General features: G+C 70.7%; 21 protein-coding genes. 16 read left to right on the forward strand and 5 right to left on the reverse strand.

What is annotated here, in order from left to right:
• Positions 1-7: 7 nt before the first annotated feature.
• The 3 genes from ASH01_RS13135 (at position 8) to ASH01_RS23450 (ending at position 2,887) form a co-directional block, all read left to right on the forward strand.
• A complete protein-coding gene (locus ASH01_RS13135) occupies positions 8-1,780 on the forward strand; it encodes a CTP synthase (protein WP_082619819.1) in 1,773 nt (590 codons plus the stop codon).
• A 7-nt stretch (positions 1,781-1,787) separates the two neighbouring features.
• Positions 1,788-2,465 (forward strand): NUDIX domain-containing protein, encoded by a 678-nt coding sequence (locus ASH01_RS13140; RefSeq protein ID WP_056776380.1) that lies wholly within the window; start codon positions 1,788-1,790, stop codon positions 2,463-2,465.
• Between the two features lie 128 nt (positions 2,466-2,593).
• On the forward strand, positions 2,594-2,887 hold the full coding sequence (locus ASH01_RS23450) for a YchJ family protein (RefSeq protein WP_056776383.1): 294 nt from the start codon (positions 2,594-2,596) through the stop codon (positions 2,885-2,887).
• Here ASH01_RS23450 and ASH01_RS13150 read toward each other — a convergent pair.
• On the reverse strand, positions 2,792-3,793 hold the full coding sequence (locus ASH01_RS13150) for an EamA family transporter (protein ID WP_056776387.1): 1,002 nt from the start codon (positions 3,791-3,793) through the stop codon (positions 2,792-2,794). The two genes, ASH01_RS23450 and ASH01_RS13150, sit on opposite strands and share 96 nt — an antisense overlap.
• A 73-nt stretch (positions 3,794-3,866) precedes the next feature.
• Between ASH01_RS13150 and ASH01_RS13155 the strand changes: the two genes are divergently transcribed.
• Positions 3,867-4,790, forward strand: coding sequence for a LysR family transcriptional regulator (locus tag ASH01_RS13155; protein ID WP_056776390.1), 924 nt, complete (start codon positions 3,867-3,869; stop codon positions 4,788-4,790).
• A 22-nt stretch (positions 4,791-4,812) separates the two neighbouring features.
• Here ASH01_RS13155 and ASH01_RS13160 read toward each other — a convergent pair whose 3' ends face one another.
• On the reverse strand, positions 4,813-5,553 hold the full coding sequence (locus ASH01_RS13160; RefSeq protein WP_056776393.1) for a TetR/AcrR family transcriptional regulator: 741 nt from the start codon (positions 5,551-5,553) through the stop codon (positions 4,813-4,815).
• A 111-nt stretch (positions 5,554-5,664) separates the two neighbouring features.
• Here ASH01_RS13160 and ASH01_RS13165 point away from each other — a divergent pair, with 111 nt between their 5' ends.
• A complete protein-coding gene (locus tag ASH01_RS13165; RefSeq protein ID WP_056776396.1) occupies positions 5,665-7,161 on the forward strand; it encodes an MFS transporter in 1,497 nt (498 codons plus the stop codon).
• A gap of 59 nt (positions 7,162-7,220) precedes the next feature.
• Here the strand turns inward: ASH01_RS13165 and ASH01_RS13170 are convergent, their stop codons facing one another.
• Entirely contained in the window at positions 7,221-8,309 is a 1,089-nt protein-coding gene (locus ASH01_RS13170) for an acyltransferase family protein (protein ID WP_056776399.1), read from the reverse strand.
• 151 nt (positions 8,310-8,460) lie between these two features.
• Between ASH01_RS13170 and aspS the strand changes: the two genes are divergently transcribed.
• The 4 genes from aspS to ASH01_RS13190 all read left to right on the forward strand — a co-directional run bounded on the left by aspS (position 8,461) and on the right by ASH01_RS13190 (position 13,057).
• Complete coding sequence (gene aspS / locus ASH01_RS13175; RefSeq protein ID WP_056776401.1) at positions 8,461-10,290, forward strand: aspartate--tRNA ligase; 1,830 nt, start codon at positions 8,461-8,463, stop codon at positions 10,288-10,290.
• A gap of 124 nt (positions 10,291-10,414) precedes the next feature.
• A complete protein-coding gene (locus tag ASH01_RS13180; protein ID WP_056776404.1) occupies positions 10,415-12,124 on the forward strand; it encodes a peptide-N4-asparagine amidase in 1,710 nt (569 codons plus the stop codon).
• Between the two features lie 33 nt (positions 12,125-12,157).
• Positions 12,158-12,613 carry a helix-turn-helix domain-containing protein gene (locus ASH01_RS13185; protein ID WP_056776406.1) on the forward strand — a complete coding sequence of 152 codons (456 nt, stop codon included), beginning with the start codon at positions 12,158-12,160 and terminating at the stop codon, positions 12,611-12,613.
• 9 nt (positions 12,614-12,622) lie between these two features.
• Complete coding sequence (locus tag ASH01_RS13190; protein ID WP_056776409.1) at positions 12,623-13,057, forward strand: VOC family protein; 435 nt, start codon at positions 12,623-12,625, stop codon at positions 13,055-13,057.
• A gap of 25 nt (positions 13,058-13,082) precedes the next feature.
• Here the strand turns inward: ASH01_RS13190 and ASH01_RS13195 are convergent, their stop codons facing one another.
• Positions 13,083-13,847 (reverse strand): GNAT family N-acetyltransferase, encoded by a 765-nt coding sequence (locus ASH01_RS13195; protein ID WP_056776414.1) that lies wholly within the window; start codon positions 13,845-13,847, stop codon positions 13,083-13,085.
• Complete coding sequence (locus tag ASH01_RS13200; protein ID WP_056776417.1) at positions 13,844-16,039, reverse strand: MMPL family transporter; 2,196 nt, start codon at positions 16,037-16,039, stop codon at positions 13,844-13,846. Before ASH01_RS13200 ends, ASH01_RS13195 begins: the two co-directional genes overlap by 4 nt.
• Positions 16,040-16,059: 20 nt before the next feature.
• On the opposite strand from ASH01_RS13200, the gene ASH01_RS13205 reads away from it, so the two are divergent.
• The 7 genes from ASH01_RS13205 to alaS all read left to right on the forward strand — a co-directional run bounded on the left by ASH01_RS13205 (position 16,060) and on the right by alaS (position 26,848).
• Positions 16,060-17,460: a replication-associated recombination protein A gene (locus ASH01_RS13205; protein WP_056776419.1), complete on the forward strand. Its 1,401-nt coding sequence runs from the start codon at positions 16,060-16,062 to the stop codon at positions 17,458-17,460.
• 270 nt (positions 17,461-17,730) lie between these two features.
• The gene (locus tag ASH01_RS13210) at positions 17,731-18,762 is read left to right on the forward strand and encodes an ABC transporter permease (RefSeq protein WP_056776422.1); all 1,032 of its coding nucleotides are present in this window, start codon (positions 17,731-17,733) and stop codon (positions 18,760-18,762) included.
• Between the two features lie 70 nt (positions 18,763-18,832).
• Positions 18,833-20,608: an ABC transporter substrate-binding protein gene (locus tag ASH01_RS13215; RefSeq protein ID WP_056776426.1), complete on the forward strand. Its 1,776-nt coding sequence runs from the start codon at positions 18,833-18,835 to the stop codon at positions 20,606-20,608.
• A 114-nt stretch (positions 20,609-20,722) separates the two neighbouring features.
• On the forward strand, positions 20,723-21,709 hold the full coding sequence (locus ASH01_RS13220; protein ID WP_235508745.1) for an ABC transporter permease: 987 nt from the start codon (positions 20,723-20,725) through the stop codon (positions 21,707-21,709).
• Positions 21,706-22,776 (forward strand): ABC transporter ATP-binding protein, encoded by a 1,071-nt coding sequence (locus ASH01_RS13225; protein WP_056776428.1) that lies wholly within the window; start codon positions 21,706-21,708, stop codon positions 22,774-22,776. The genes ASH01_RS13220 and ASH01_RS13225 overlap by 4 nt, the downstream gene beginning before the upstream one ends.
• Complete coding sequence (locus ASH01_RS13230) at positions 22,773-23,825, forward strand: ABC transporter ATP-binding protein (protein WP_056776430.1); 1,053 nt, start codon at positions 22,773-22,775, stop codon at positions 23,823-23,825. Before ASH01_RS13225 ends, ASH01_RS13230 begins: the two co-directional genes overlap by 4 nt.
• A 350-nt stretch (positions 23,826-24,175) precedes the next feature.
• Positions 24,176-26,848: an alanine--tRNA ligase gene (gene alaS, locus ASH01_RS13235; protein ID WP_056776432.1), complete on the forward strand. Its 2,673-nt coding sequence runs from the start codon at positions 24,176-24,178 to the stop codon at positions 26,846-26,848.

The following is a 26,848-nucleotide window of genomic DNA, read 5'->3' on the forward strand; positions in this document are numbered from 1 at the left end:
AAAGCCCGTGGTGGATACGACGAAGCACATCTTTGTGACCGGGGGCGTCGCCTCCTCTCTCGGCAAGGGGCTCACCGCCTCGAGCCTCGGACGACTTCTCAGATCGCGGGGCCTGCGGGTCACGATGCAGAAGCTCGACCCCTACATCAACGTCGATCCCGGGACGATGAACCCGTTCCAGCACGGCGAGGTCTTCGTGACCGACGACGGAGCCGAGACGGACCTCGACATCGGTCACTACGAGCGCTTCCTCGACGTCAACCTCGTCGGCAGCGCGAACGTGACGACCGGGCAGGTCTACAACAACGTCATCGCCAAGGAACGGCGCGGTGAGTACCTCGGCGACACCGTCCAGGTCATCCCGCACATCACCAACGAGATCGTCGCCCGGATGCGCGCCCTCGCCACCGGAGGTCCGGACGCCCCGGACGTCATCATCACCGAGATCGGCGGCACGGTCGGCGACATCGAGTCGCTGCCCTTCCTCGAGGCCGCGCGCCAGGTGCGCCACCTCATCGGCCGCGACAACAGCTTCTTCCTGCACGTCTCCCTCGTGCCGTACCTCGCGCCGAGCGGCGAGCTGAAGACGAAGCCGACCCAGCACTCGGTCGCCGCCCTGCGCCAGGTCGGCATCCAGCCCGACGGGCTCGTGCTCCGCGCCGACCGCGAGATCCCCGACCCGATCAAGCGCAAGATCTCGCTCATGTGCGACGTCGACGTCGCCGCGGTCGCCGCGGCGGTCGACGCCCCCAGCATCTACGACATCCCCAAGGTGCTCCACCGCGAGGGCCTCGACGCCTACGTCATCCGCCGGCTCGGGCTCAACTTCCGCGACGTCGACTGGACCGAGTGGGACGAGCTGCTCGAGCGGGTCCACGACCCGGAGCACGACATCGAGATCGCCCTCGTGGGCAAGTACATCGACCTGCCCGACGCGTACCTCTCGGTCACCGAGGCGCTGCGTGCCGGCGGCTTCCACCACGACGCCAAGGTCAACATCCGCTGGGTGGCCAGCGACGAGTGCCAGACCCCGGCCGGCGCCCAGAAGGCGCTCGGCGGCGTCGACGCCGTCCTCGTCCCCGGTGGGTTCGGGGTGCGCGGCATCGAGGGCAAGCTCGGCGCGCTGACCTGGGCCCGCGAGAAGCAGGTGCCGACCCTCGGCATCTGCCTCGGCCTGCAGTGCATGGTCATCGAGTACGCCCGCAGCGTCCTCGGCAACCAGGACGCGAGCTCGACGGAGTTCGACCCCGATACCGAGCATCCCGTCATCGCCACGATGGAGGAGCAGAAGGCCTTCGTCGAGGGCGCCGGCGACCTCGGCGGCACGATGCGCCTCGGCCTCTACCCGGCCGCCCTCAAGGAGGGCAGCGTCATCCGTGGGGCCTACGGCGAGGCCGAGGTCAAGGAGCGCCACCGCCACCGTTACGAGGTCAACAACTCCTACCGGGCCGACCTCGAGCAGGCGGGTCTCGTCTTCTCGGGCACCTCGCCCGACGGCAACCTCGTGGAGTTCGTCGAGCTGCCGCGCGAGGTCCACCCGTACTACGTGTCGACCCAGGCGCACCCGGAGTTCCTGTCGCGCCCCAACCGCGCACACCCGCTCTTCGCGGGTCTCGTCGGGGCCGCCCTGGAGCGCCAGCGCAGCGAGCGCCTCGTCGAGGTCGAGCGCCACCGCGCCGCGGTCGACGCCGGCCAGGCCGAGCGGGACGCCGAGGCACGGACCGGGCACGACGAGCTCGCCTCGGTGTCCGCGTCGGGCGCCGCCCCGGACGCCGACTGAGACGCGGGTGAGCCTGGACGCGCCGCGGGGCACCGGAGCCGACCTCGTCGAGGAGTGGACCCCCGAGCCGGTGGTCGAGACGACGACCCCGTTCGAGGGGATCATCTTCGACGTCGTGCGCGAGCGCGTCGACCTCGGCGCCGGGGGTGTCGTGACACGTGACTTCGTCACGCACCCCGGCGCCGTCGCCGTGCTCGCCCTGCGTGAGCTCGAGGGTGCCCCGCACGTGCTGCTCATCCGTCAGTACCGCCACGCGAGCGGTGGCCACGTGTGGGAGCTGCCCGCCGGCCTGCTCGACGTCGACGGCGAGCCGCCGTGGGAGGCCGCCGCGCGTGAGCTCGCCGAGGAGGTCGACCTGACGGCCGACGAGTGGCACGTCCTCGCCGACGACGTCACGTCTCCCGGGGCCTTCCCGGAGACGGTGCGGATCTTCCTCGCGCGCGGCCTCCACGAGGTCGCCGCCGCCGACGCCCACCAACGCACTGCGGAGGAGCTCGGGATCCGGCCCCTCTGGGTGTCCCTCGACGATGCCGTCGACGCAGCGCTCGACGGACGCATCAGCAACTCGGCGACGCTCGTAGGCCTGCTCTGCGCCGGACTGTCGCGCGGGCGTGGGTGGTCCACGCTGCGGCCGCACGACGCGCCGTGGCCCGCCCGCGAGGCCCAACGCGCCCAGCGCTCGTGAGCGGAGCCTTCGGTACAGGCGTCTCGGGGCCGTGCCCCTGTGGGGGCGGCCCGGAAGACCTGGCGTATGCCGCGTGCTGCGGCCCGCTCCACGCGGGCGACCGCCCGGCCGGGACCGCAGGCGAGCTGATGCGCTCGCGCTACGCGGCGTTCGCCGTGGGGGACGAGGCGTACCTCCTGCGCACCTGGCACCCACGGACGCGCCCCGCGCGGGTGGGACTCGACCCGGACACACGGTGGACGGGCCTGACGGTGCTGCGCACGGAGCGCGGCGGGCTCGGTGACGACGACGGCGTCGTCGAGTTCGTGGCCCACTGGACGGAACCGTCAGCGGGCGCCACGCGTCGGGGCGAGCTGCACGAGGTGAGCCGCTTCGCCCGCCGGGGCGGCCGCTGGCTCTACGTCGACGGCGAGCACGGGTGACGCGTCGGCAGGGACGGCCGGAGCGGGCGCCGTCACGCCGCCGCGGGGGCGGATCACCGCTACGCCGACACCGGCCAGCAGTGCGAGCCCCCCGGCCAGCTCGAGGGCGTTGGGTCGCTCGTGGAACGCGACCGCGGCCGCGACCATCCCGAAGACCGGGACGAGCATCGCGAACGGCGTCACCTTCGCCACGGGGTGGCAGCTGAGCAGGGTGTTCCAGATCCCGTAGCCGACGAGCGACGAGAGGTAGGCCGTGTAGGCGGTCGAGGCCACGGCCTGCCACTGGAGGTGGTGCAGCGCCGCCCCGATGGCCGTCGGCCCCTCGAAGACGAACGAGAGGGCGAGGGCGGGCAGCGGCACGACGAGCCCCGACCAGACCGTGACCCCGAGCCCGGCGCCCGGACCCGTGAGGGCCCCCGCCCGGCGGGTCAGCACGTTGCCGACCGCCCACGACACGGCGGCCAGGACGAGCAGGACGAGAGGGAGCAGCGGCGCCGACAGCCCGCGTCCGACCGCGATCGTCAGCAGCCCCGCCCCGCCCAGGGCGACGCCGAGGCGCTGCGCCGTGGACGGGCGCTCGCGCAGCCAGACCGCCGCGATGACGACGGTGAGCAGCACCTGCGCCTGGAGCACGAGCGAGGCGAGACCCGGCGGCATGCCGAGGTGCAGCGCGAGGTACATGAGGGCGAACTGGCCGAGGCTCGTGAAGAGCCCGATGAGGGCGAGGTCGCGCCAGGGGAGTCCCGGGCGCCGGACGAGGAAGACCGCGGGGACGCAGACGACGACGAAGCGCACCGCGAGAAAGAGGAACGGCGGCACCGAGTCGATGCCGGTGCGGATGGCGACGAAGTTCGTGCCCCAGATCAGGGCGACCAGGACGGCGAGGGCGGTGTCACGGCGGCGCATGTGCCCATCGTGGCGGCCGCACACCGTTCACGTCCATCAAACTGTCGTGGCCATGACTGTGTAGCATCACTGCATGATCGATCCCGTCGCGCTGCGCTCGCTCGTCGCCGTCGAGGCGCACGGCTCCGTCGGCGCCGCCGCTGCCGCGCTCGACTACACCCCGAGCGCGGTGTCCCAGCAGATCAAGCGCCTCGAGACCCAGACGGGGGTGCAGCTGCTCGAGCGGCAGGGGCGCGGTGTCCTGCTCACGGAGGCCGGTCGCACGCTCTCCGACGCTGCGCGGTCCCTGCTCGCGGACATGGAGCGACTCGAGTCCCGGCTCCACAGGGACAGCGGAGAGACGGTCGGGACGGTGCGCCTCGCGACGTTCGCCACGGCGTACCGGGGGGTCGTCGTGGGCGCTATCGGCCGCCTGCGATCGACCGCGCCGGACGTCGTCCTGCGTCCCGACGAGATCGACCCCTGGGACGCCGTCGACGCGGTCGCGGCCGGCACCCACGACCTCGCCCTCGTGCACAACTGGGAGCCGCTGCCGCTCGCCATCCCCGACCACCTCGAGGTGCGCGACCTCGGCCGGGACCGCGCGGACGTCCTCGTCCACGAGAGCCACCCGCTCGCCGCCCGGCGCAGCATCGGCGTGCGGGACGTGCTCGACGAGCACTGGGCCAGCGTCGCGCCCGGCTCCATCTGCCACCAGTGGCTCCAGAAGATGTATGCCGACGTGGGTCGGTCCCCTCGGATCGCGCACGTGGCGCTCGAGTTCGCCACGCACGTCGCCCTCGTCGCGGCGGGGGAGGCCATCGCCCTCGTGCCACGCCTCGGCCGGGGACCGCTCCCCGTGGGCGTCGTCGCTGTCCCCATCGTCGACCCGATCTCCGAGCGCACCGTGAGCCTCGTCTGGCGGAGCACCATGACGGCAAGCCCCGCGATGGCCGTAGCCGTGGACTGCCTTGCCGCAGAAGCCTCCCGGGACCTCCGGCCCCTTTCGGGAGACTGACCGGGGGTGCCTACGCGACGCGTCAGCCGGCGGCCTGGAGCCGCAGCCCGGCGAGGATGAGGTCGAGACCGGCCCGGAACTGCTCGGCGTCGTCGTGTCCGGCGAACTCGTCGACGACGTGGTGGATGAAGGGGAACTCGTCCGCGTCGAGGGCGCGCCACTGGGCGGCGTAGCGGGCGAGGTACGCGTCACGGTCGACCTCGCCGGAGAGCACCGCCTCGGGTGGCTGCTGACCCATGTCGGCCGCCGTGCCGACGACGAAGCCGACGACCGCCGAGACCGCGTGGAAGCTCTCGCGCGGAGTGAGCTCCAGCCGCATGACCTGCTGTCCCAGCCGTTCGTAGAGGCGCAGGCCGTTGGGCTGAACGCCCGTGTCGCGCATGAAGAAGGCACCGAGCCAGGGCCGCTCGACGATCGCGTCGAAGAGGGCCAGGGCGATGGTTCGGAGGTCGTCGACGGGGTCGCCGGCCCCGACGTCCTCGATGGCGGCGTGCACGTCGGCCAGGACGTGGTCCGCCGCTCGGTCGAGCAGCTCGTCCTTGCTCGAGACGTACCAGTAGATGCTCGCGGCGCCACCGCCGAGACGGGCCGCGAGGGCACGGAACGTCAGGGCCTGCTCGCCACTCGTGTCGAGCAGGGCGACGGCCTCCGTGAGGACGGCCTCGAGCGAGTGCGAGGCCCGCCGGCGGCCCCGTGCGGGCCGCTCACGCACGGCCCGAGCCTCGCGGGAGGGCCGAGCAACGTGCTGTCGCTGAGGGCTCATGTGCCCATCCCATCACACGATCCCCGGGCGGACTTGCGTTCATCGAACACCGTTCTATAACATCGAACCACGTTCGATAGTCGAACGGTGTTCGATGAGAGGAGACGGCACATGACGACCACGACGCCGACCCGTACCTATCCGTCGCTCCGCGCGGCGTGGATCCCGATGCTCGCGCTCTGTCTCGCCTTCTTCGTCGAGATGGTCGACAACACCCTCCTGACGATCGCGCTGCCGACGATCGGCCGCGACCTCGGGAGCGGCACCACCGCTCTCCAGTGGGTCACCGGGGCCTACTCGCTGACGTTCGGGGGACTTTTGCTCACCGCCGGCTCGGCGGCGGACCGGCTCGGCCGCCGCAGGGTGCTCCTCTGGGGGCTCGCCGGCTTCGGGATCATCAGCCTCGCCGTGGCCGCCGTGACGACGACGGGCGAGCTCATCGCCCTGCGCGCCGCCCTCGGGGTCGCGGCGGCAGCGATGGCGCCGATCACCAACTCGCTCGTCTTCCGTCTCTTCGACGACCAGGCCCTGCGGATGCGGGCCATGACCGTCATGATCGTCGTCGGGATGTCGGGCTTCGTCCTCGGTCCGCTGCTCGGGGGCACGGCCCTCGCCCACGTCGGCTGGGAGTGGCTCCTGCTCGTCAACGCCCCCATCGCGCTCGTGGCCTGGGTCGGCGTCCGGCTGGGGGTGCCGGCAGACCGGCCCGAGGACCTCACCACCGACCGGCTGGACCTGCCCGGTGCCCTGCTGAGCATCGCGGCCATCGGGCTCGGCTGCTACGCCCTGACCAGTGGCGTCGAGCACGGATGGACGTCGGCGACCACGCTCTCGGCCGTCGTCGGCTCCGCGCTCGCGCTCGTCGGGTTCGTCCGCCACGAACGGCGTGCCGCGTCCCCGATGCTCGACCTGACGCTCTTCTCGTCAGGGACCGTGCGCGGGGCCACGCTGGCGCAGGCCGGCACCTCGGTCGCCATGGCCGGCGTCATGTTCGGCCTCATCCTGCACTTCCAGTACGCGTGGGGCTGGAGCCCCGTGCGTGCCGGGCTCGCCAACCTCCCGCTCATCATGACGATGGTCCTCGCGACACCGCTCTCGGAGTGGCTCGCCCGCCGCTTCGGCCACCGGGTCGCGTGCCTCGTCGGAGCGGGCCTGCTCGTCGTCGCGCTCATCGGGATGGCCTGGGGTGTCGACCGCGGCTACCCGGCCATCGCCGTCGCGATGGTCGTCATGACCCTCGGCCTCCGCACGGTCATGACGATCTGCGCGGTTGCCCTCGTCGAGGCGATGCCCGCCAACCGCACGTCGATCGGCACGGCGCTCAACGACACGGCCCAGGAGGTCGGCACGAGCGTCGGCACCGCCGTCGTGGGCACCCTCGTCGCCGTGCTCGTGACGACCACACTGCCGGCCGGCACGTGGAGTCCTGAGCTCGTGTCGTCCTTCTTCCACGGTGAGCGGGTGACGTATGCCGTGCTCGCCGTCATCGTCGGGGTCGTGACCACGTGGGGCGCCCTCACCCTCACCGACTCACGCAGCGTCGAGGAGCACGACGTGCCGGACGCCCCGGCTGACGCGGTGGGCGCGGGAGCGCGACCGACCGCGTAGACCGCGTAGACCGAGGAGACCGCGCCGCGGGCGTCGCGGCCACGATCGGCCGGACCGCCCTACGTCGTGGGCGTGGCGCGCGGAGCGGCCTGCGGGTCGCGGGCGTCGGCGAACTCCTGCTGGCGGCGTGACGGCTGGTCGAGGCGGAGGCGTCCGCGCAGGCGACCCACGGGCCGCTCGACGAGCACCCACGACAGCCACGAGACGAGCACGGCGGCCGCGATGAGCAGCAGGTTGCGGGGTGTCGTGTGCTCACCGAGGAGCCGGCTGTTGATGAACGTCTGGTGCCAGAGGTAGAGCGCGTAGCTGATGGTGCCGAAGAAGACCATGACGCGGGAGCCCACGACGCGCGAGTGGCCCGACACGGCGGCATACACGAGCCACACCCCGACGACGGCGTAGACGGCGCCGAGAGGTCGGAAGAGCGGGTGGTCCACCTCGAGCCCGTGCCCGGGGAAGGCCGAGACGGTGACCATGACGACGAAGGGGACGAGCGGGCTCGTGGCCGGCAGCTCCCAGCCACGGGACCGTATGGCGGCCAGTGAAAAGGCGAGCGCCACGCCGAGCAGCAGGGCGAACGCGTTCGTCTCGGTCGAGATGTCGAGGCGGATCGCGCTCCCTACCGTCCAGACGGAGTAGAAGGTCGCGAGCGCCGCGAGGCTGAGGACGACGGCGAGCGCTCGGCTGCGAAGCCACGTCATGAGGACGATGAAGATCGCCGGCCAGACGACGTAGAACTGCTCCTCGACCGAGAGCGACCAGAGGTGGTTGAGCACCCCGAGGTCCGTGCCGGCGATGCGCACCCAGTTGCCGACGTAGAAGAGCGATGCGAGCGCCGCCGTCGGGTAGGTCGAGAGCCGGTCGTCGCCGGTCGCCCAGAGCAGCAGGGGAGCGAGCAGGAGCAGGAGGATGAGGGCGGGCAGGAGGCGTAGGGCGCGCCGTCCCCAGAAGCGCCACAGGCTGACCGACCCCCAGCGGTCCCACTCGCGGATGAGCAGGCTCGTGATGAGGTAGCCCGACAGGACGAAGAAGAGCGTCACCCCGGACAGCCCACCCCAGCGCGCCGGCAGCCCGGAGTGGGCGGCGACGACGAGGAGGATCGCGAGACCTCGGACGCCGTCGAGGTCGCGGTTGCGGGAGTGCTGCACGGCGAAGAGCCTAGGCGCAGGCGGTCTAGGATTGGTCCTCGGTGCCCACGGCCGACCAGCGGCCGGGCACCTGCGCACGACACTCGCTCACCACCTCGCTCAGCCCCGGCGGCCCTCGTGCCGCGGGAACCACGTCCCGGAAGGACCCTCCGTGCTCCGCACTCACGAGGCCGGCACTCTCCGCGCCGACCACGCAGGCCAGACCGTCACCCTCACCGGTTGGGTGGCGCGGCGTCGAGACCACGGCGGGGTCGCCTTCCTCGACCTGCGCGACGCCTCGGGCGTGGCCCAGGTCGTCGCGCGTGACGAGGTGCTCGCCCAGGGCGGTGCCCACGACGTCCGCAACGAGTTCTGCGTCAAGGTCACCGGTGAGGTGCGCGAGCGTCCGGAGGGCAACGCCAACCCCGACCTGCCCACCGGCGACATCGAGGTCATCGTCAGCGAGCTCGAGGTGCTCAACCCGGCCGCCCCGCTGCCGTTCCAGATCGACGAGCGCGTCACCGTCGGCGAGGAGGCACGCCTCAAGCACCGATACCTCGACCTGCGCCGCCCCGGCGCGAGCTCGGCCGGCGCTGCGATCCGCCTGCGCTCCAAGGTCAACGCTGCCGCCCGCGCCGTGCTCGGGGCCCGCGACTTCGTCGAGATCGAGACGCCGACGCTGACCCGCTCCACGCCCGAGGGTGCCCGTGACTTCCTCGTGCCGGCGCGTCTCGCGCCCGGGTCGTGGTACGCCCTGCCGCAGAGCCCCCAGCTGTTCAAGCAGCTGCTCATGGTGGCCGGCATGGAGCGCTACTACCAGATCGCCCGCTGCTACCGGGACGAGGACTTCCGCGCCGACCGCCAGCCGGAGTTCACCCAGCTCGACATCGAGATGAGCTTCGTCGAGCAGGACGACATCATCGAGCTGGGCGAGTCGATCGTGCAGGCGCTCTGGCGCCTCATCGGCGTCGAGCTCGACGCCCCGTTCCAGCGGATGACCTACGCCGACGCCATGGCCCGCTACGGCTCCGACAAGCCCGACCTGCGCTTCGGCAACGAGCTCGTCGAGTGCACCGGCTACTTCGCCGACACGACCTTCCGCGTCTTCCAGGCCGACTACGTCGGCGCTGTGGTCATGCCCGGTGGCGCGAGCCAGCCGCGCAAGCAGCTCGACGCCTGGCAGGAGTGGGCCAAGCAGCGCGGCGCCCGTGGCCTCGCCTACGTCCTCGTCCAGGAGGACGGCGAGCTCGGCGGCCCGGTTGCGAAGAACCTCACGGACGCCGAGCGTGCCGGCCTCGCCGAGCACGTCGGCGCCATGCCCGGCGACTGCATCTTCTTCGCCGCGGGTGCGGCGAAGCCGTCGCGGGCGCTGCTCGGGGCGGCCCGTCTCGAGATCGGCCGTCGCTGCGAGCTCATCGACGAGGAGGCGTGGAGCTTCCTCTGGGTCGTCGACGCCCCGCTCTTCGAGCCGGCCGCCGACGCCGTCGCCTCGGGCGACGTCGCCGTCGGTGCCGGTGCGTGGACGGCCGTCCACCACGCCTTCACCTCGCCCAAGCCCGAGTTCCTCGACACCTTCGACACCGACCCGGGTCCGGCGCTCGCCTACGCCTACGACATCGTCTGCAACGGCAACGAGATCGGTGGCGGCTCGATCCGTATCCACAGCCGCGACGTGCAGGAGCGCGTCTTCTCGGTCATGGGCCTGTCGGAGGAGGACGCCCAGGAGAAGTTCGGCTTCCTCCTCGAGGCCTTCGCCTTCGGTGCCCCGCCGCACGGCGGCATCGCCTTCGGCTGGGACCGCATCGTCTCGCTGCTCGCGCACACCGACTCGATCCGCGACGTCATCGCCTTCCCGAAGTCCGGTGGCGGCTACGACCCGCTGACCGCGGCGCCGGCCCCGATCACGCCCGCCCAGCGCAAGGAGGCCGGCGTGGACGCGAAGCCCGCGGCCTCAGCACCGGCCGCGCAGGGTGCCCCCGAGGTCGAGCCGAAGCAGGGCTGACCTCCGGCAGGAGCCGACCGTGGAGGGTCGTCGTCGCGAGAGCGAGGACGACCCTCCACGCGTATGCCGTCACCTGCCGTGCGCTTTGCCCATCCTTGACTCGGGCCGTCCTACGGTCGAAGGCATGCGATCACCACGTCGACGTCCGGTCACCGCGATCCTCCTGGGTGCGGTCCTCGCCATGACCGGAGCCAGTTCCGCGTCGGGCCTGCCCGCCGCCGTGCCCGCGCCGAGTCCCTCGGGAGTGCCCGCGGCCACCCCGCCACAGGAGTTCGGCACCGACTGGGACGACCCGCGCACACCGGAGCCGAGCGTCCCGGTACCCGCCACGCACCACTGCACCGTTCGCGTCGTCGACGACGCGTTCGACGACTTCGACGTCCACGCCAACGCCTACACGCCGCCGGCCGGCTGCGCAGGTCCGTGGTCGAAGGTCGTCATGCGGCTCGAGGGGTCGGTGGCCGGGCGACAGTTCGACCGCATCGGCTACGTCGACGTCGGGGGAGTGCGGATGCTGACCCTCTCGACGCCCGAGCCGAGCGTCGACGGGATCCATTGGCACGTCGAGAAGGACGTCACGGACCTCGCTCCGCTGCTGGCGGACCCGCAGCAGGTGCAGGCCTTCATCGGCAACGTCGTCGACGGCACCTACACCGGGGTCATCCACGTGACGGTCGACCTCGACTTCTACACGACCGGGCGTGGAGCGCCTGCGGCCAGGACGTCCGATGCCGTCCTTCCCCTCACCGACACCTCCCGCGACGGCAGCGACCTCGTCGGGTCCCTCATGGTGCCGCGCAACTCGACCCGGCTGCTCGCCGACGTCTTCGCGACCGGGTCCGGCGGTGGCTGTGAGGAGTTCTGGGACACGAGCGCCCCTGCGAGCACGGGCTACTCGTGCCCGGACGGTCTGCCCTACCGCGAGGTCGACGTGCACATCGACGGGCAGCTCGCAGGCATCGCGGCGCCCTACCCCGTCGTCTACACGGGCGGCTGGAGCAACCCGTTCCTCTGGTACACCATCCCCTCGCCCAAGGCGTTCGACATCCCGCCGCTCGGCTACGACCTCACGCCCTACCTCGCGAGGCTCAACGACGGGCGGCCCCACGACGTCCGCATCTCCGTCGTGGGTCTTCCGGCAGGCCAGGGCGGCTGGACTCTCGCGCCCCGCTTCCGCATCTGGCGCGACGCGGCCCGCAACGTGGTGTCGGGAACGACCGGGACGGCATACGCAAGCGACCCCGCCGTCGACAGCAGCGTGTCGGGGTCGGGGGACCGGGCGGGCCACGTCGATCTCGACGCGCGACGTGAGCTCCGCGTCACGGGAACGCTGTCCACCTCACGCGGACCGGTCACGACGACGGTCACGCGCAGTCTCTCCAACACGTCAAAGCATTCGTGGACCGACGACGAGGCCGACGACACCTTGACGGCTTCGTGGACCGACACCCAGGTCGTCGCGACCGGGCACGGACGGGGAGCTCCGACCCTCGAGCGCACCGAGCAGCGCTGGGACAAGGACGGTGTCCTCGGTTTCCACCCGCGCAGCGACGTCGCCGGCGCGTACGACGTCACGGGCGATCTCGCCATCACGTGGTCGCGTGGCGAGTCCCTGACTCGCGGCGGAGCGCACCTGTCGAGCCGGTCGGAGACCTCGTCCTACGAGGGGCAGGCGAGCTGGATCTACGGGGTGCCGCGTGACCAGCGGCACGCGACCGCGGACACCCGTGCCCGGGCCACCCTCAGCGAGAAGGTCATCGGCCGGCCGGCGACCTCCTGGGAGCACCGGCTGCGCGCCGTCAACGGCACGTTCGTGACGGATGCCGTCGGCTGAGGCTCGGAGCGCGACAATGAGAGGGTGACCACGATGGAGCGACCCGCCCCCGACGACGTGCTGGTCCACCTGCGCCGCGCTCGCGACCACGCCGACCGGCACTACGCGGAGTCCCTCGATCTCGACGCGCTCGCGGCCGAAGCGAGGCTGTCGAAGTACCACTTCCTCCGGCTCTTCCGCGCGACGTACGGCGTGACGCCGGCCGGCTACGTCTCGCGCCGCCGCATCGAACGCGCCCAGGACCTGCTGCGTGCCACGAACCTCACCGTCACCGAGGTGTGCCACGCCGTCGGCTTCTCGAGCCTCGGCTCGTTCAGCAGCCGGTTCCGCAGGGTCGTGGGGCAGAGCCCCAGCGAGTACCAGGCGAGGTACGCCGCGACCGGGGCGCCGCACATCCCGGGCTGCGTCCTGTTCATGTGGGGCCTGGTGGAGAGCGCGCCCGCAGGCTCCGCAACCCAGGAGAAGCCCGAGGCGGCGGACCCGTCCTAGCGTGGTCACATGATCACCAACATCTCCATCGTCAGTGTCTTCGTGAAGGACATCGACGAGTCCAAGCGCTTCTACGTCGACGTCCTCGGGTTCGAGGACAAGGACGACATCACCCTCGGCGACGGCTACCGCTGGTGCACGGTCGTGCACCCGAGCCAGCCGGAGCTGCAGGTCAGCCTCGCCATCCCCGGCCCGCCCTTCCCGGACGAGCTCGTCACCGCGATGAAGCGAGCGCAGGACGCCGGCGGGCTCAACGGTCTCGGCCTCACGGTCGACGACTGCGAGCAGACGTATGCCGACCTGTCGGCCAAGGGCGTCGAGTTCCTCCAGCCCCCGTCGGCCCGTCCGTACGGGACCGAGGCGGTGTGCCGCGACAACTCGGGCAACTGGGTCGTGCTCGTGGAGCCCGCCGACCGGACCGTCACCGCGGCCGACTTCGCCTGACGGCGCAGCGCGGTGCGCCGCCCGGTCAGCGGTCGATGACGACCGGGCGGCTCGACCAGGCGCACAGCCGGTCGTAGCCGAGCGACAGGTAGAGCCCTCGAGCGACGGTGTTGTGGGAGTACATCCCGAGGGTGCAGACGCCGGTCTCGGCGACGGCCAGGCGGGTCACGGCGCCGACGATCGTGCGGCCCAGCCCCTGTCCCCGCAGGCGGGTGTCGACGGCGACGGACGACAGGTGCGGCGCGCCGGCCCGGGTGGTGCCCCAGGCGGCCACCGCGCAGAGGGAGCCGTCGAGGTCCTCCACGGCGAACCACCGCTCGCCGGAGCCGGGCTCGGTGTCGGCGGTGGGGGACTGGGCCTCGAGGAAGGCCCGGAGCTCGTCGGCGCGCGCGACGTCGTCGATGACGACCACCCTTTCGTGCGAGGGGTGCTCGTCGGGAGCGGTGGTCGTGTGGAACCACTCCCAGTCGCCGCCGTCCATGACGCGGTAGCGCTCCCGGAGGTGCGGCTCGAGGTGCTGCGGCACGCTGACGGAGAAGGCGCGACGGTCGGGCGAGACGGTCGCCGCGATCTCCGGCAGGTGGTCGAGGAGCGCCGTCACGCCGTCGTCTCCGCCGAGGACGTTGACGGTGCGCCGCACGGTCTTGCGGGTGCGCTGGAAGGCGACGGCGTCGGTCGCGGCCCACCACGTCGCGGCGAGCTCGTCCGTCACCTCCCACCGCACGAAGGGATGGCCGCCGGTCGCGTCCAGCAGGCCGTCGAGTCCGTGCGCCGCGACGACGGTGGTCACTCCGTGATCCCGAAACGGTCGTGGAGGCGACGCATCGGTGCAGGCGCCCACCAGTTCCACCGGCCGAGCACCGTCATCGTCGCGGGCACGAGCAGCATCCGCACGAGGGTCGCGTCGATGACGACGGCCGCGACGAGAGCCACCCCCATCTCCTTGATGATGAGGATGTCGCCGGCGACGAAACCGCCGAAGACGATGACGATGAGCAGGGCGGCCGACGTGATGATGCGGCCGGTGCGCTGGAGGCCCAGCGACACGGCCCGGTCGTTGCCGGCGCCGTGTCGGTGGAACTCGACGATCCGCGAGAGCAGGAACACCTCGTAGTCCATGGACAGGCCGAACCCGAACGCGAGGACGAGGAAGGGGACCATCGACTCGAGGGCTCCCACGGAGGTGAAGCCGAGCAGCCCCTCGAGGTGGCCCTCCTGGAAGATCCACACGACGACGCCGAGGGCGGCACCGAGCGAGATGACGTTGAGCAGCAACGCCTTGACCGGCAGCACGACGGACCCGGTCATGAGGAAGAGCAGGACGAAGGTGCCGAGCACGACGAGCGCGACGGCATACGGGGCGCGGGCCGACATCGAGTCGAGGAAGTCGATCTGTCCGGCGGCCTGGCCCGTCGTCAGCGTCTCGAAGGGGGCGCTCGTCGCGCGGATCGTCGTCACGAGGTCCTGCGCCTCGTCGGAGGTGGGCCGCCCGGCGACGCGGATGTCGACGCGCTGGTCGCCGCTGCCGAGCGGACGGACGACGAGACCCTCGACGCCCGGACGCGAGCGGAACTGCTGGGACCATGCCGTGACGGCGGCGGTGTCGGCCGTGCGGGCCACGACGGTGACCTCCGGGGCGGAAAGGGCCGGGTAGTCGCGGTCGAGCTGCTCGAAGAAGACCCGCTGGGGAGCGTCCTTGGGGAGCAGCTCGGTCCCGGACGACGTCAGCTTCATCGACAGGGTGGGCAGGGCCAGCGTCACGAGCACCACGACGACACCGAGGATGACGGCAACGGGGCGCCGTTGCACGCCGACAGCCAGGCGAGAGAAGAGGCCGACGTCGGACGGCTTCTCGACAGCCTTGCGGGACAGCCGTTTTGCGCCCACCACGCACAGTGCCGGCACGAGCGTGATGGCCACGACCATCGCGACGAGCACGACGCTGACCCCGGCCACGCCGATGGCGCGCATGATCGACGCCTCGAAGATGAGCAGGCCGGCGAGGGCGATGGCGACGGTCAGTCCGGAGAAGAGGACGGTGCGGCCCGCGGTCGCCACCGTGCGCTCGGCCGCGTGGGCGATCTCCGCGCGCGTCGGCACGTCGTGCTCCCGGTGTGCGAGCTCCTCGCGGAAGCGGCTGACGGTGAGCAGGCCGTAGTCGATGGACAGCCCGAGCCCGAGCAGGGTGACGATGTTGACGACGGTCGCGTCGAGCTCGACGACGTGCGAGAAGCCGAAGAGCGACAGCAGCGCACCACCGATCGAGACGACGGCCCCGACGATGGGCATGCCTGCGGCGACGAAGCCGCCGAAGACGAAGAACATGACGACGAAGGTGAGCGGCAGGGCGATGCCCTCGCCCCGCAGCAGGTCCCGCTCGACGGTCGTCGTGATGGCCTCGATGACCTTGCTCGTGCTGCCGACGGAGCCCTGGGCGTGCATGGCCGTGGCGACACCGAGCAGTCGGGCCTCCGCCTGGGTCTCGGCCGCGTCCTGTGCCGCCTTGTCGAGACCCGGCGCGAAGTCGACGACGGTGACGAAGCCGCCCGCGGTCGGCGTGCCGCCCTTGAGCAGGGGAGCCACCGACGGGTCGGTGACGCCGCCCGGCGCGAGCAGCGGCGACCGCACGCTCTTGACCCCGGGGACCTGCGCGACCTCGCGCGTCGCCGCCGTCCCGGCCGCGACCGTCGCGGCGTCAGCGAGGTCGGCACCGGTCACCTGCATCGTCAGCGTCTCGAGCGCCGGCTGGCTCTCGGCGATGACCTCCTGGGCGCGCGACGACTCGGACTCGACGGTCGGCGCACCCGAGTGCAGGCGCTCGAAGAGCGACTCGCCGGTGACCCCACCGACCGCGACGGCGAAGCACGTGATCGCGACGACGGCCCAGGCGACGATCCACGTGCGCGGGTGGCGGGCGATGAGTGCACCGAGGCGAGCCAGACGGGTGCGCGGCGCCGGGCCCGCCGCTGAGGGGTTCTGCACGCGGATAGCCTTCCACAGTGATGTCGAACAGCACGGAGGACCTCTTCGGTGCGGCCTCCGCCGCCGAGCGCGGCGAGCAGCCCGCGTCGGCAGGGGTCGCCCCGCTCGCCGTCCGGATGCGGCCCCGCACCCTCGACGAGGTCCGGGGCCAGGCCAAGGTGCTGCGCCCCGGCAGCCCGCTCCGCCGGCTCATCGAGGGCTCCGGCGGGGCCGCCGGACCGCTGTCCGCGATCCTCTGGGGGCCGCCCGGGACGGGCAAGACGACGCTCGCCCACCTCGTCGCCACCGCGGCGGAGCGCCGCTTCGTCGAGCTCTCGGCCGTCACGGCCGGCGTCAAGGACGTCCGTTCGGTCATGGAGTCGGCCGTGCGCGAGCGCGACCTCTACGCCCGCCAGACGGTGCTCTTCCTCGACGAGATCCACCGCTTCACCAAGGCCCAGCAGGATGCGCTCCTGCCCGGCGTGGAGAACCGGACCGTCATCCTCGTGGCCGCCACGACCGAGAACCCGTCGTTCAGCATCATCGCTCCGCTGCTGTCGCGGTCGGTGCTCGTCACGCTCGAGTCGCTCTCCGACGAGGAGATCGCCGAGCTCCTCGCCGCTGCGCTCACCGACGAGCGGGGATTCGACGGTGCGCACACCATGGCCGCCGACGCCACCGAGCACCTCGTGCGGATCGCCGGCGGCGACGCCCGTCGCGCGCTGACCTCTCTCGAGGCCGCCGCGGGTGTGGCGCTCGACGCGCAGCCGGCCGGTCGCACGTGCGACGACCCCGTCCAGATCACTCTTGCCCACGTCGAGCAGGCCGTCGCCCAGGCAGCCGTCCGCTACGACCGCGCCGGCGACCAGCACTACGACGTCGCGAGCGCCCTCATCAAGTCGATGCGCGGCAGCGACGTCGACGCTGCCCTGCACTACCTGGCGCGGATGCTCGAAGCGGGGGAGGACCCCCGCTTCATCGCCCGCCGCATCGTCATCTCCGCGAGCGAGGACGTCGGCATGGGGGACCCGACCGCCCTGCAGACCGCCGTGGCCGCGATGCACGCGGTGGCGCAGATCGGCATGCCGGAGGCGCGGATCATCCTCGCCCAGGCGGTCGTGCACAACGCCATGGCACCCAAGTCCAACGCGGCATACCTCGGCATCAACGAGGCGATCGCCGACGTACGCGCGGGGCGCGGCGGCGTCGTCCCCGCGCACCTGCGGGGGAGCGGGTACGCCGGGGCCGAGCGCCTCGGCCACGGGAAGGGCTACGTCTACGCCCACGACGAGCCCGACGGGGTCGCCGCGCAGCAGTACCTCCCGGACGACCTCCACGACACCGTCAGCTACTACCGCCCCACGGACCGTGGGTTCGAGGAGCGCCTCCGGGCGCGCTGGGAATGGCTCTCGGGACGTCTGGGGCGCACGCGCGGAGAGTGAGCGGCGGACGTGTCAGCCGGTGCGTGGTCGGGGATTGTTTCGGGCCCGCCGCGCGTGGACGGACATTGTGTCGCGGGACGCGGTACTCGGTAACGATTTGTCATCCATGCACGTCTCGATGCTTGGACAGCGCGAAACTGTGTGGCAGGCTCACGTCGTCCCGGCGGGGGTGGCATCCGGATCAACTGGTGCGCTCCCGAGGGCGGCTCGGGTGACGAATCCCCGGGTCGGATGTGATCCCACAAGGATGGAGACAACGCGTTGAACGCAATGCCGGAGCCCTCAGCAGCAACGCTGATCGAGGAATCCGAGGAGACGTCTTCGACGACCGCCCCTGAGCACCAGGAGGTCCGCACCGGACGTTCTCCCGGCCAGGTGGCCTGGGCCCGGCTCAAGCGGGACAAGGTCGCGATCATCTGCTTCGCCATCATCCTGTTCTTCCTGCTCGTGGCGATCTTCGCCCCGTTCCTCGTCTCGCTCGAGGCGGTCGACCCCATCACCGGCGCGAAGGCCGACCCGAGCACCGTGCACACCGAGCTCGTCGACTTCAACGGTCTGCCGACCGTCGGGGCCAGCTCGGCCCACTGGCTCGGGGTCGAGCCGCGCCTCGGCCGCGACCTCTTCGCCCGCTGGGCCTACGGCGCCCGCCCCTCGCTCATCATCGGCTTCGTCGCGGCCTTCGCGTCGACCGTCGTCGGCGTGGCGCTCGGCCTCATCGGCGGCTACCTCGGTGGCGCCTCGGACAAGGTCATCTCCTGGGTCATCGACTTCTTCCTGTCGCTGCCGATCCTGCTCCTCGTCCTGGCGATCATCCCGATCATGCAGAAGCGCATCGCCGCCGGCGGTGACCTGACCCCCGAGGAGACCTCGACGATCCGCTTCTGGGTCCTCATCGTCATCCTCGTGGTGTTCGGGTGGATGGGTCTGGCCCGACTCGTGCGTGGAGAGGTCAAGAGCCTGCGCGAGCGGGAGTTCGTCCAGGCCGCCCGAGCCATCGGCGTGCCGACCCGCTCGATCCTCTTCCGGGAGATCCTGCCCAACCTCGTCGGCCCGATCATCGTGTCGGCCTCGATCGCCGTGCCGGCCTACATCACCTACGAGGCGACGCTGAGCTACCTCGGTGCCGGTCTCGTCGAGCCCACCGCGTCGTGGGGTCGCACCATCGCCGACGCGCAGAACCTCTTCGCCACGTACCCCCTGTGGCTCTGGCCGTCGGTCATCGGCCTGTCGCTCCTCGTCCTCGCCCTGAGCCTGCTCGGCGACTCGATCCGCGACGCGTTCGACCCCACCAGCCGCCGCTGACCCCACCGGGTCACGGTCATCAGATGTTCTCGGCAAAACGCCGGGACAAGCACAAAGGGAGCAAACAACAATGCGCTGGACCAAAGTCCTGACCGTGGGAGCCGCGGCTTCCCTCGGCTTCGTCGCGGCCTGCGGCGCACCTGCCGCCAACAACGGCGGTGCCGGTGGCACCAACGGCACGGGCGGCAAGGTCGACACCGCCGGTGCCGCCCTCGACCCCAACGCCAAGGGCCCGGCCCCGGAGGTCCCCGGTGCGAAGAAGGGCGGCATCCTCACGGTGCCCTACGCCTCGACGCCCGCCAACATGGACCCGAGCGACCAGTTCTTCCAGGACACGGCCGTCATCTTCTCGCTCACGCACCGCGCCCTGACGACCTACGTCAGCCGTGACGGCAAGCAGGTCCTCGTTCCGGACCTCGCGACCGACCTCGGCAAGGCGTCCGAAGACGGCCTGACGTGGACGTTCACGCTCAAGGACGGCGTCAAGTTCGAGGACGGCACGCCGGTCAAGGCCGCCGACATCGTCTTCGCCGCGAAGCGCTCGTTCGACCCCGACCTCGCGGCGAACGGCCCGACGTACCAGCGCGAGTTCTTCAAGGGTGGCGCCGACTACCAGGGCCCGTACAAGGGCGACAAGAACTGGAAGGGTGTCGAGGCCCCCGACGACAAGACCGTCGTCTTCCACCTCGAGAAGCGCTTCGAGACGCTGCCCTACTTCGTCTCCTTCAACCAGTTCACGCCGATCCCCGAGGCGAAGGACAAGAAGGCCGACTACCAGCTGCACCCGCTCGCCACCGGTCCGTACATGTTCGACAAGTACACCCCGGGCACCGAGCTGGTCCTCAAGCGCAACCCCAACTGGGACCCCGCCACGGACCCGGCGCGTCACAACTACCCCGACGGCTTCCACTTCAAGTGGGGCGTCGACACCATCAAGACGCAGACGGCCATCCTCGCCTCCAACGGTGACGACGCCACGAGCCTCAACTGGGACCCGATCGACTCCTCGCTCATCCCGCAGATCGAGGGCGACAAGAAGGCCCAGTTCGAGGAGGGCCCCTCCTCGTGCGTGCTCATGGTCAACATGGACGCCCGCAAGATCCCGCTCGAGATCCGCAAGGCCATCGCCGTGGCGTGGCCCTTCGACTCGATCCACAAGGCCGGCGGTGAGACCACGCACTCGTTCTCGCCCGCCAGCACGATCATCCCGCCGCAGATCCCCGGCCACCTCGACTACACGGCCGAGGTTGTCCCGGGCGTCAAGATGAACGGCCAGGGCGACGGCAACCCGACGATGGCCAAGGACATGCTTGCCAAGGCCGGCTACGGCCCCGACAAGCCGTTCGAGCTCATCTACTACTACACGAACGACGACGACATCGCCCAGAAGGTCAACCAGGTCCGCAAGCAGAAGCTCGAGGCCGCCGGCTTCAAGGTTCAGGACATCGGTGTTCCCGGAGCCGAGCGTCGCAAGATCGTCAGCGACCCCAAGGGCAAGTACAACATGCTCCAGTCGCCGCGTGGATGGTGCTTCGACTGGCCGTCCGCCGACTCGATCATCCCGCCCACCTTCGGCACGATCGCCCTCTCGGGTGGTAGCACGACGTTCGGCAACTTCTCCGACGCCAAGATCGACGCCGAGATCAAGCGCATCCAGGCCCTCTCCATCACGGAGCAGGGTCCGGAGTGGGGCAAGATGGACAAGTGGCTGACGGAGAACTACCTCCTGGCCATCCCGGACAACAACGACAAGGGCAACTCGGTCTTCGGCACGAAGGTCAAGAACGTCCACAACAACCCGAACAAGGGTATGCCGGACCTCACCGACGTGTGGCTCGACCAGTAAGTCGTCAGTGACAGCGCCCCTCCGGGGGAGCAAGATCTGAACTGACAGCCGTGGTGGGGGTCCGGGTTTCCCGGGCCCCCACCACCGGCGCCCACCTCGTTTGGAAGGCAAAACGTGCTCACGTACATCCTCAGGCGGTTGGCTCTCGCCCTGAGCGTCATCATGGCCACCCTGGTCTCGGCGTTCCTGCTGTTCTTCGCGGGCCCCGCCGACCCGGCCCAGGCCATGTGCCCCGAGACCAAGTGCAACCCCGCACGGCTCGAGGCCATCACCAAGAGCATCGGGCTGGACAAGCCCCTCATCGAGCAGTTCCTCACCTACTTCAAGGGACTCTTCGTCGGCCGCGACTTCGTCTACGCCGGTGACACCGTCCACTGCGGTGCTCCCTGCCTCGGCTTCTCCTTCGTGACGCGTCGTTCCGTCAACGAGGAGCTCTTCACCCGCTTCCCGAACACCGTCGTGCTGGCCCTGATGGCCGCCGTCGTGTTCGTGACCGTGGGCGTGACGCTCGGCATCATCGCGGCGGTCCGCCGCGGTTCCGCGACCGACCGCGGGCTCGTCGGCGCCTCCCAGGTGCTCGGCTCGATCCCGTACTACGTCCTCGCGCTCCTCGTCGCGCTCTACCCGGTCATCCTGTGGAACGTCCTTCCGCAGTACTCCTCGATATCCGCAGGAGTCGGCCCGTACTTCATGGGCATGCTGGCTCCGGCGTTGATCCTCGGGCTCGTCACGGCGTCGTCGTACGTCCGCTACACCCGCAACTCGATGATCGAGACGCTCTCGATGGACTACATCCGTACGGCACGGTCCAAGGGCATCCACGAGCGCACGGTCCTGTTCAAGCACGGCTTCCGCGCCGCGATGAGCCCGATCGCCACGATCCTGGGTCTCGACATCGCCGCGCTGCTGACCGGCACGCTCATCACCGAGCAGATCTTCGGTGTCGACGGCATCGGCCGTCGCGGCCTCGCGGCCCTCAGGTCCTTCGACCTGCCCGTCATCATGGGCACCGTGCTCATCGGAGCCGTCGTCGTCGTGGTCATGAACCTCGTCGTCGACATCGCGTACTCCTTCATCGACCCGCGAGTGAGGCTTTCGTGACCGCGACCGTCAACACCATCTCGACCCAGACCACAGAAGCCCGCAACGCCGGCGACGTCGTCCTCGACGTCAACGACCTCTCGGTGGCCTTCCCCACCGAGGAGGGCGTGGTCAAGGCCGTCTCCAACCTGACCTACCAGGCCCGTCTGGGCCGCACGCTCGCCATCGTCGGCGAGTCCGGCTCCGGCAAGTCGGTCAGCAGCATGGCGGTGCTCGGCCTGCACAATCCCAAGCGCACGCAGATCACCGGCAGCATCAAGCTCGACGGCCTCGAGCTCGTCGGTGCACCGGACTCGACCTTCCAGAAGATCCGCAGCACCAAGGCCGCAATGGTCTTCCAGGACCCGCAGAGCTCGCTCCACCCGTTCCACAAGGTGGGCCGACAGATTGCCGAGGCCTACCAGGCCCACAACAAGGTGAGCAAGCAGGTGGCCCTCAAGCGTGCCGTCGAGATGCTCGACCTCGTCGGCATCCCGAACCCGCAGCGGCGCGCCAACTCCTACCCGCACGAGTTCTCGGGCGGCATGCGCCAGCGCGCGATGATCGCGCTCGGACTCGTCAACAACCCGAAGCTGCTCATCGCCGACGAGCCCACGACGGCTCTCGACGTCACGGTGCAGGCGCAGATCCTCGACCTCGTCAACGACCTCCAGAAGGAGTTCGGCTCGGCGGTCATCCTCATCACGCACGACCTCGCGGTCGTCGCCGAGACGGCCGACGACATCCTCGTGATGTATGCCGGTCGCGGCGTCGAGAAGGGCAGTGCCAAGGAGGTGCTGGCCCAGCCGTCGCACCCCTACACCTACGGCCTGCTCCAGTCGCTGCCCTCGCACTCCGAGGACCTCGAGGAGCTCAAGGCGATCAAGGGCACGCCGCCCAGCCTGCTCAACCTGCCGTCGGGCTGCTCGTTCCACCCGCGCTGCGAGTTCAAGACGCAGGTCGAGGGCGACACCTGCTGGACCCAGCTGCCCGAGTGGCGCCCGACGCCGGGCCTGTCCAACCGTGAGATCCGCTGCCACCTGGCCGACCCCGTGGCCACGCTGCAGCACGACGAGGGAGTCCGATGAGCGACAAGACGCTGCTCAAGGTCACCGACCTCCAGCGCCACTTCCCGTTCCGCGAGGTCCAGGGCCTGCGCATGGTCAAGGCGACGGTCAAGGCCGTCGACGGGATCAGCTTCACGGTCAACGAGGGCCAGACCCTCGGACTCGTGGGAGAGTCCGGCTGCGGCAAGTCGACGACCTCCCGTCTCGTGACGCGGCTCGACGAGCCCACCGGCGGCACCGTCGAGTTCGAGGGGCGCGACATCACGCACCTCAAGGAGCACGAGCTGCGAGACATCCGTCGCAACGTGCAGATGATCTTCCAGGACCCCTACTCCTCGCTCAACCCGAGGCAGACGGTCGGGGCGATCCTCAGCACGCCGCTGCGCGTGCACGGCCTGCACAAGGGCAAGGAGAAGGCTCGCGTGCAGGAGCTGCTCGAGCTCGTCGGCCTCAACCCGGAGCACATCAACCGCTACCCGTCGGAGTTCTCGGGCGGCCAGCGCCAGCGCATCGGCATCGCGCGGGCCCTCGCGGTCGAGCCGAAGCTGATCATCGCCGACGAGCCGGTGTCGGCCCTCGACGTGTCGATCCAGGCGCAGGTGATGAACCTGCTGGCCAAGCTGCGCAACGAGCTCGACCTCGCGTTCATCTTCGTCGCCCACGACCTCGGCGTCGTGCGCCACTTCTGCGACCAGGTCGCGGTCATGTACCTCGGCAAGATCGTCGAGTACGGCGACAAGAAGAAGATCTACGAGGCCCCGGAGCACCCCTACACCCAGGCCCTGCTCTCGGCGGCGCCCGACATCAACGTCGCGCGCGGCATCGCCCCCAAGGAGCGCATCCGCCTCGTCGGCGACGTGCCGAGCCCGATCGACCCGCCGAGCGGCTGCCGTTTCCGCACCCGGTGCTGGAAGGCGCAGGACATCTGCGCCCAGCAGGAGCCGCCGCTCGTCTCGGCGACGGCCGAGGAGTCGACCCGGACCTTCCGTGAGGGCGGCGTCCACCTCCAGGCGTGCCACTTCCCGGAGGTCAAGACCGACCTCGTCGCGGAGGTCGAGCACTCCGCCTGAGCACGGAGTGAGCGCCGAGGGCGCGACGCAGCACGACGTGTGCCGCTGGGCCGGCTCCCGCACGGGGGCCGGCCCAGCGGCATACCCGGGCAAAGGTGGTGGGACGAGTCTCACGCGGTCCGTTAGGGTTGAACCACCTCGGCGCGAGCGTGCGCCGACGACCGAAGGACGATGACCGTGGCCCACAAGGGACCCAGGCCGACCCGGAGCGGTGGCCTGCAGCCGGCGAGGCGAGCTCCCCGGGGGTCAGCCGCGCCCGAGTGAGGCGCCTCGCTGACCCCGCCCCGCCCGCCCGTCCGCACGCGCGACGGGCTCCCGCAGACCACACCCGTCGACCCCAAGGACTCATCATGGAAACCGCTGAGATCAGGCGTCGTTGGCTCTCGTACTTCGGCAGCCGCGGCCACACCGTCGTGCCGAGCGCCCCGCTCGTGCACGAGGACCCGAACCTGCTGTTCGTCAACGCCGGCATGGTCCCCTTCAAGCCGTACTTCCTCGGTCAGGAGACCCCGCAGTTCTCGCGCGCCACGAGCGTGCAGAAGTGCGTGCGGACCCTCGACATCGAGGAGGTCGGCAAGACCACCCGACACGGCACGTTCTTCCAGATGAACGGCAACTTCAGCTTCGGCGACTACTTCAAGGAAGGCGCCATCGAGCTGGCGTGGGAGCTCATCACCCGCAGCCAGGCCGAGGGTGGCCTCGGGTTCGAGGAGAAGGACCTCTACGCGTCCGTCTACCATGAGGACGACGAGGCGATCGCGCTCTGGAAGAAGATCGCGGGCCTCTCCGACGACCGCATCGTGCGCCTCGGGCGCAAGGACAACTACTGGAACATGGGCGTCGCCGGTCCCGGCGGCCCGTGCTCCGAGATCCTGCTCGACCGCGGTCGCGAGTTCGGCGCCGACGGCGACTGGGAGGCGGGCGACCGCTACCTCGAGTTCTGGAACCTCGTGTTCATGCAGTACGAGCTCGAGAACGTCCGGTCGAAGGAGGACTTCGACATCGCGGGCGAGCTGCCCAAGCGCAACATCGACACCGGCATGGGGCTCGAGCGCGTCGCGTTCCTGCTCCAGGGCGTCGACAACATCTACGAGACCGACGAGGTCTTCCCGGTCATCGCCGCCGCGGAGGACCTCACGGGCCGTCGCTACGGCGCCGACCACGAGGACGACGTGCGCTTCCGCGTCGTCGCCGACCACGTGCGCAGCTCGCTCATGCTCATCGGTGACGGCGTCACGCCCGGCAACGAGGGCCGCGGCTACGTCCTGCGCCGACTGTTGCGCCGTGCGGTCCGCTCGATGCGCCTGCTCGGCGTCGACGCGCCGACCCTCGAGCAGCTGCTGCCGGTCAGCATGGATCGGATGAAGGCCTCCTACCCGGAGCTCGAGACCGACTTCCACCGGATCAGCCAGGTCGCGTACGCCGAGGAAGACGCCTTCCGGCGCACCCTGAGCTCGGGCACGACGATCCTCGACACGGCGGTGGCGCGGGCCAAGTCGTCCGGTGCGACGACCCTCGGCGGGGCCGAGGCGTTCGCGCTGCACGACACCTACGGCTTCCCGATCGACCTGACGCTCGAGATGGCCGCGGAGCAGGGGCTGCAGGTCGACGAGCCCGGCTTCCGCCGGCTCATGGGCGAGCAGCGCGACCGGGCCAAGGCCGACGCGCGGGCGAAGAAGTCGGCGCACGGTGACACGAGCGTCTACCGGCAGCTGTCCGACACCCTCGGGCGTGACGTCGAGTTCACCGGCTACGACCAGACACTGACCGACACCCGCATCCGGGGGCTGATCCGCGACGGCGCCGTCGTCGACCGGGTCGGTCCCGGCGACGAGATCGAGGTCGTGCTCGACCGCACGCCGCTCTACGCGGAGTCCGGTGGTCAGCAGGCCGACCACGGGCACATCCGCCTCGCGAACGGTGCCCTCATCGAGGTCACCGACGTCCAGCGACCCATCACCGGCCTCGTCGTGCACCGCGCGACGGTGCTCGAGGGCGAGGCCGGCCTGGGCGAGGACGCCGAGGCCGAGGTGGACGTCGTGCGCCGCCGGTCGATCTCGCGCGCCCACACGGCGACCCACATGGTGCACCAGGCCCTGCGCGACGAGCTCGGTGACACGGCGACGCAGGCCGGGTCCGAGAACTCCCCGGGCCGCCTGCGTTTCGACTTCAAGTCGCTCCAGGCCCCCCCGGCCGCGGCGATGGGTGAGATCGAGGCGCGGATCAACGCCGTGCTGCTCGACGACCTGCCCGTCACGGCGGACGTCATGAACATCGACGCGGCGAAGAAGCTCGGCGCCATGGCGCTCTTCGGCGAGAAGTACGGCGAACGGGTCCGGGTCGTCTCGATCGGCGAGTGGTCGCGTGAGCTGTGTGTCGGCACGCACACGCCTCGCGTCGGCCAGATCGGTGTCGTCAAGCTGCTCGGCGAGAGCTCGATCGGTTCCGGCGTGCGACGCGTCGAGGCGCTCGTGGGTGCCGACGCGTACTCCCACCTGGCCCGCGAGGCCACGATCGTCAGCCAGCTGACCGACACGCTCGGGGTCCGCCGGGACGAGCTCCCCGACCGCATCGCGACGATCCTCGGACGGCTGCGCGACGCCGAGAAGGAGATCGCCGCCGTGCGCCAGAGCCAGGTGCTCGGGGCTGCGTCCGGTCTCGTCCAGTCGGCTCGCGACATCGCCGGCGTGACGTTCGTCAGCCACGACGCGGGTGACGGGGTCACCGGCGACGACCTGCGCAAGCTCGTCACCGACGTGCGGGGCCGCCTCGGCAACGACCGGCCGGTGCTCGTGTCGATGGCCTCCGTGGCGAACGGTCGTCCCGTCGTCATCGTCGCGACGAACGAGCGCGCCCGGGAGGCCGGGCTCAAGGCCGGGGCCTTCGTCAAGTCGGCCGCTCAGGCGCTCGGCGGCGGGGGCGGCGGCAAGGACGACCTGGCCCAGGGCGGAGGCACCGACGCGACCCGTGTCTCGGTGGCTCTCGGCACCGTCGAGGACCAGCTCCGAAACCGGAGCGCGTGA

Source organism: Terrabacter sp. Soil811 (genome assembly GCF_001429655.1).
Taxonomy (GTDB): Bacteria; Actinomycetota; Actinomycetes; order Actinomycetales; family Dermatophilaceae; genus Terrabacter.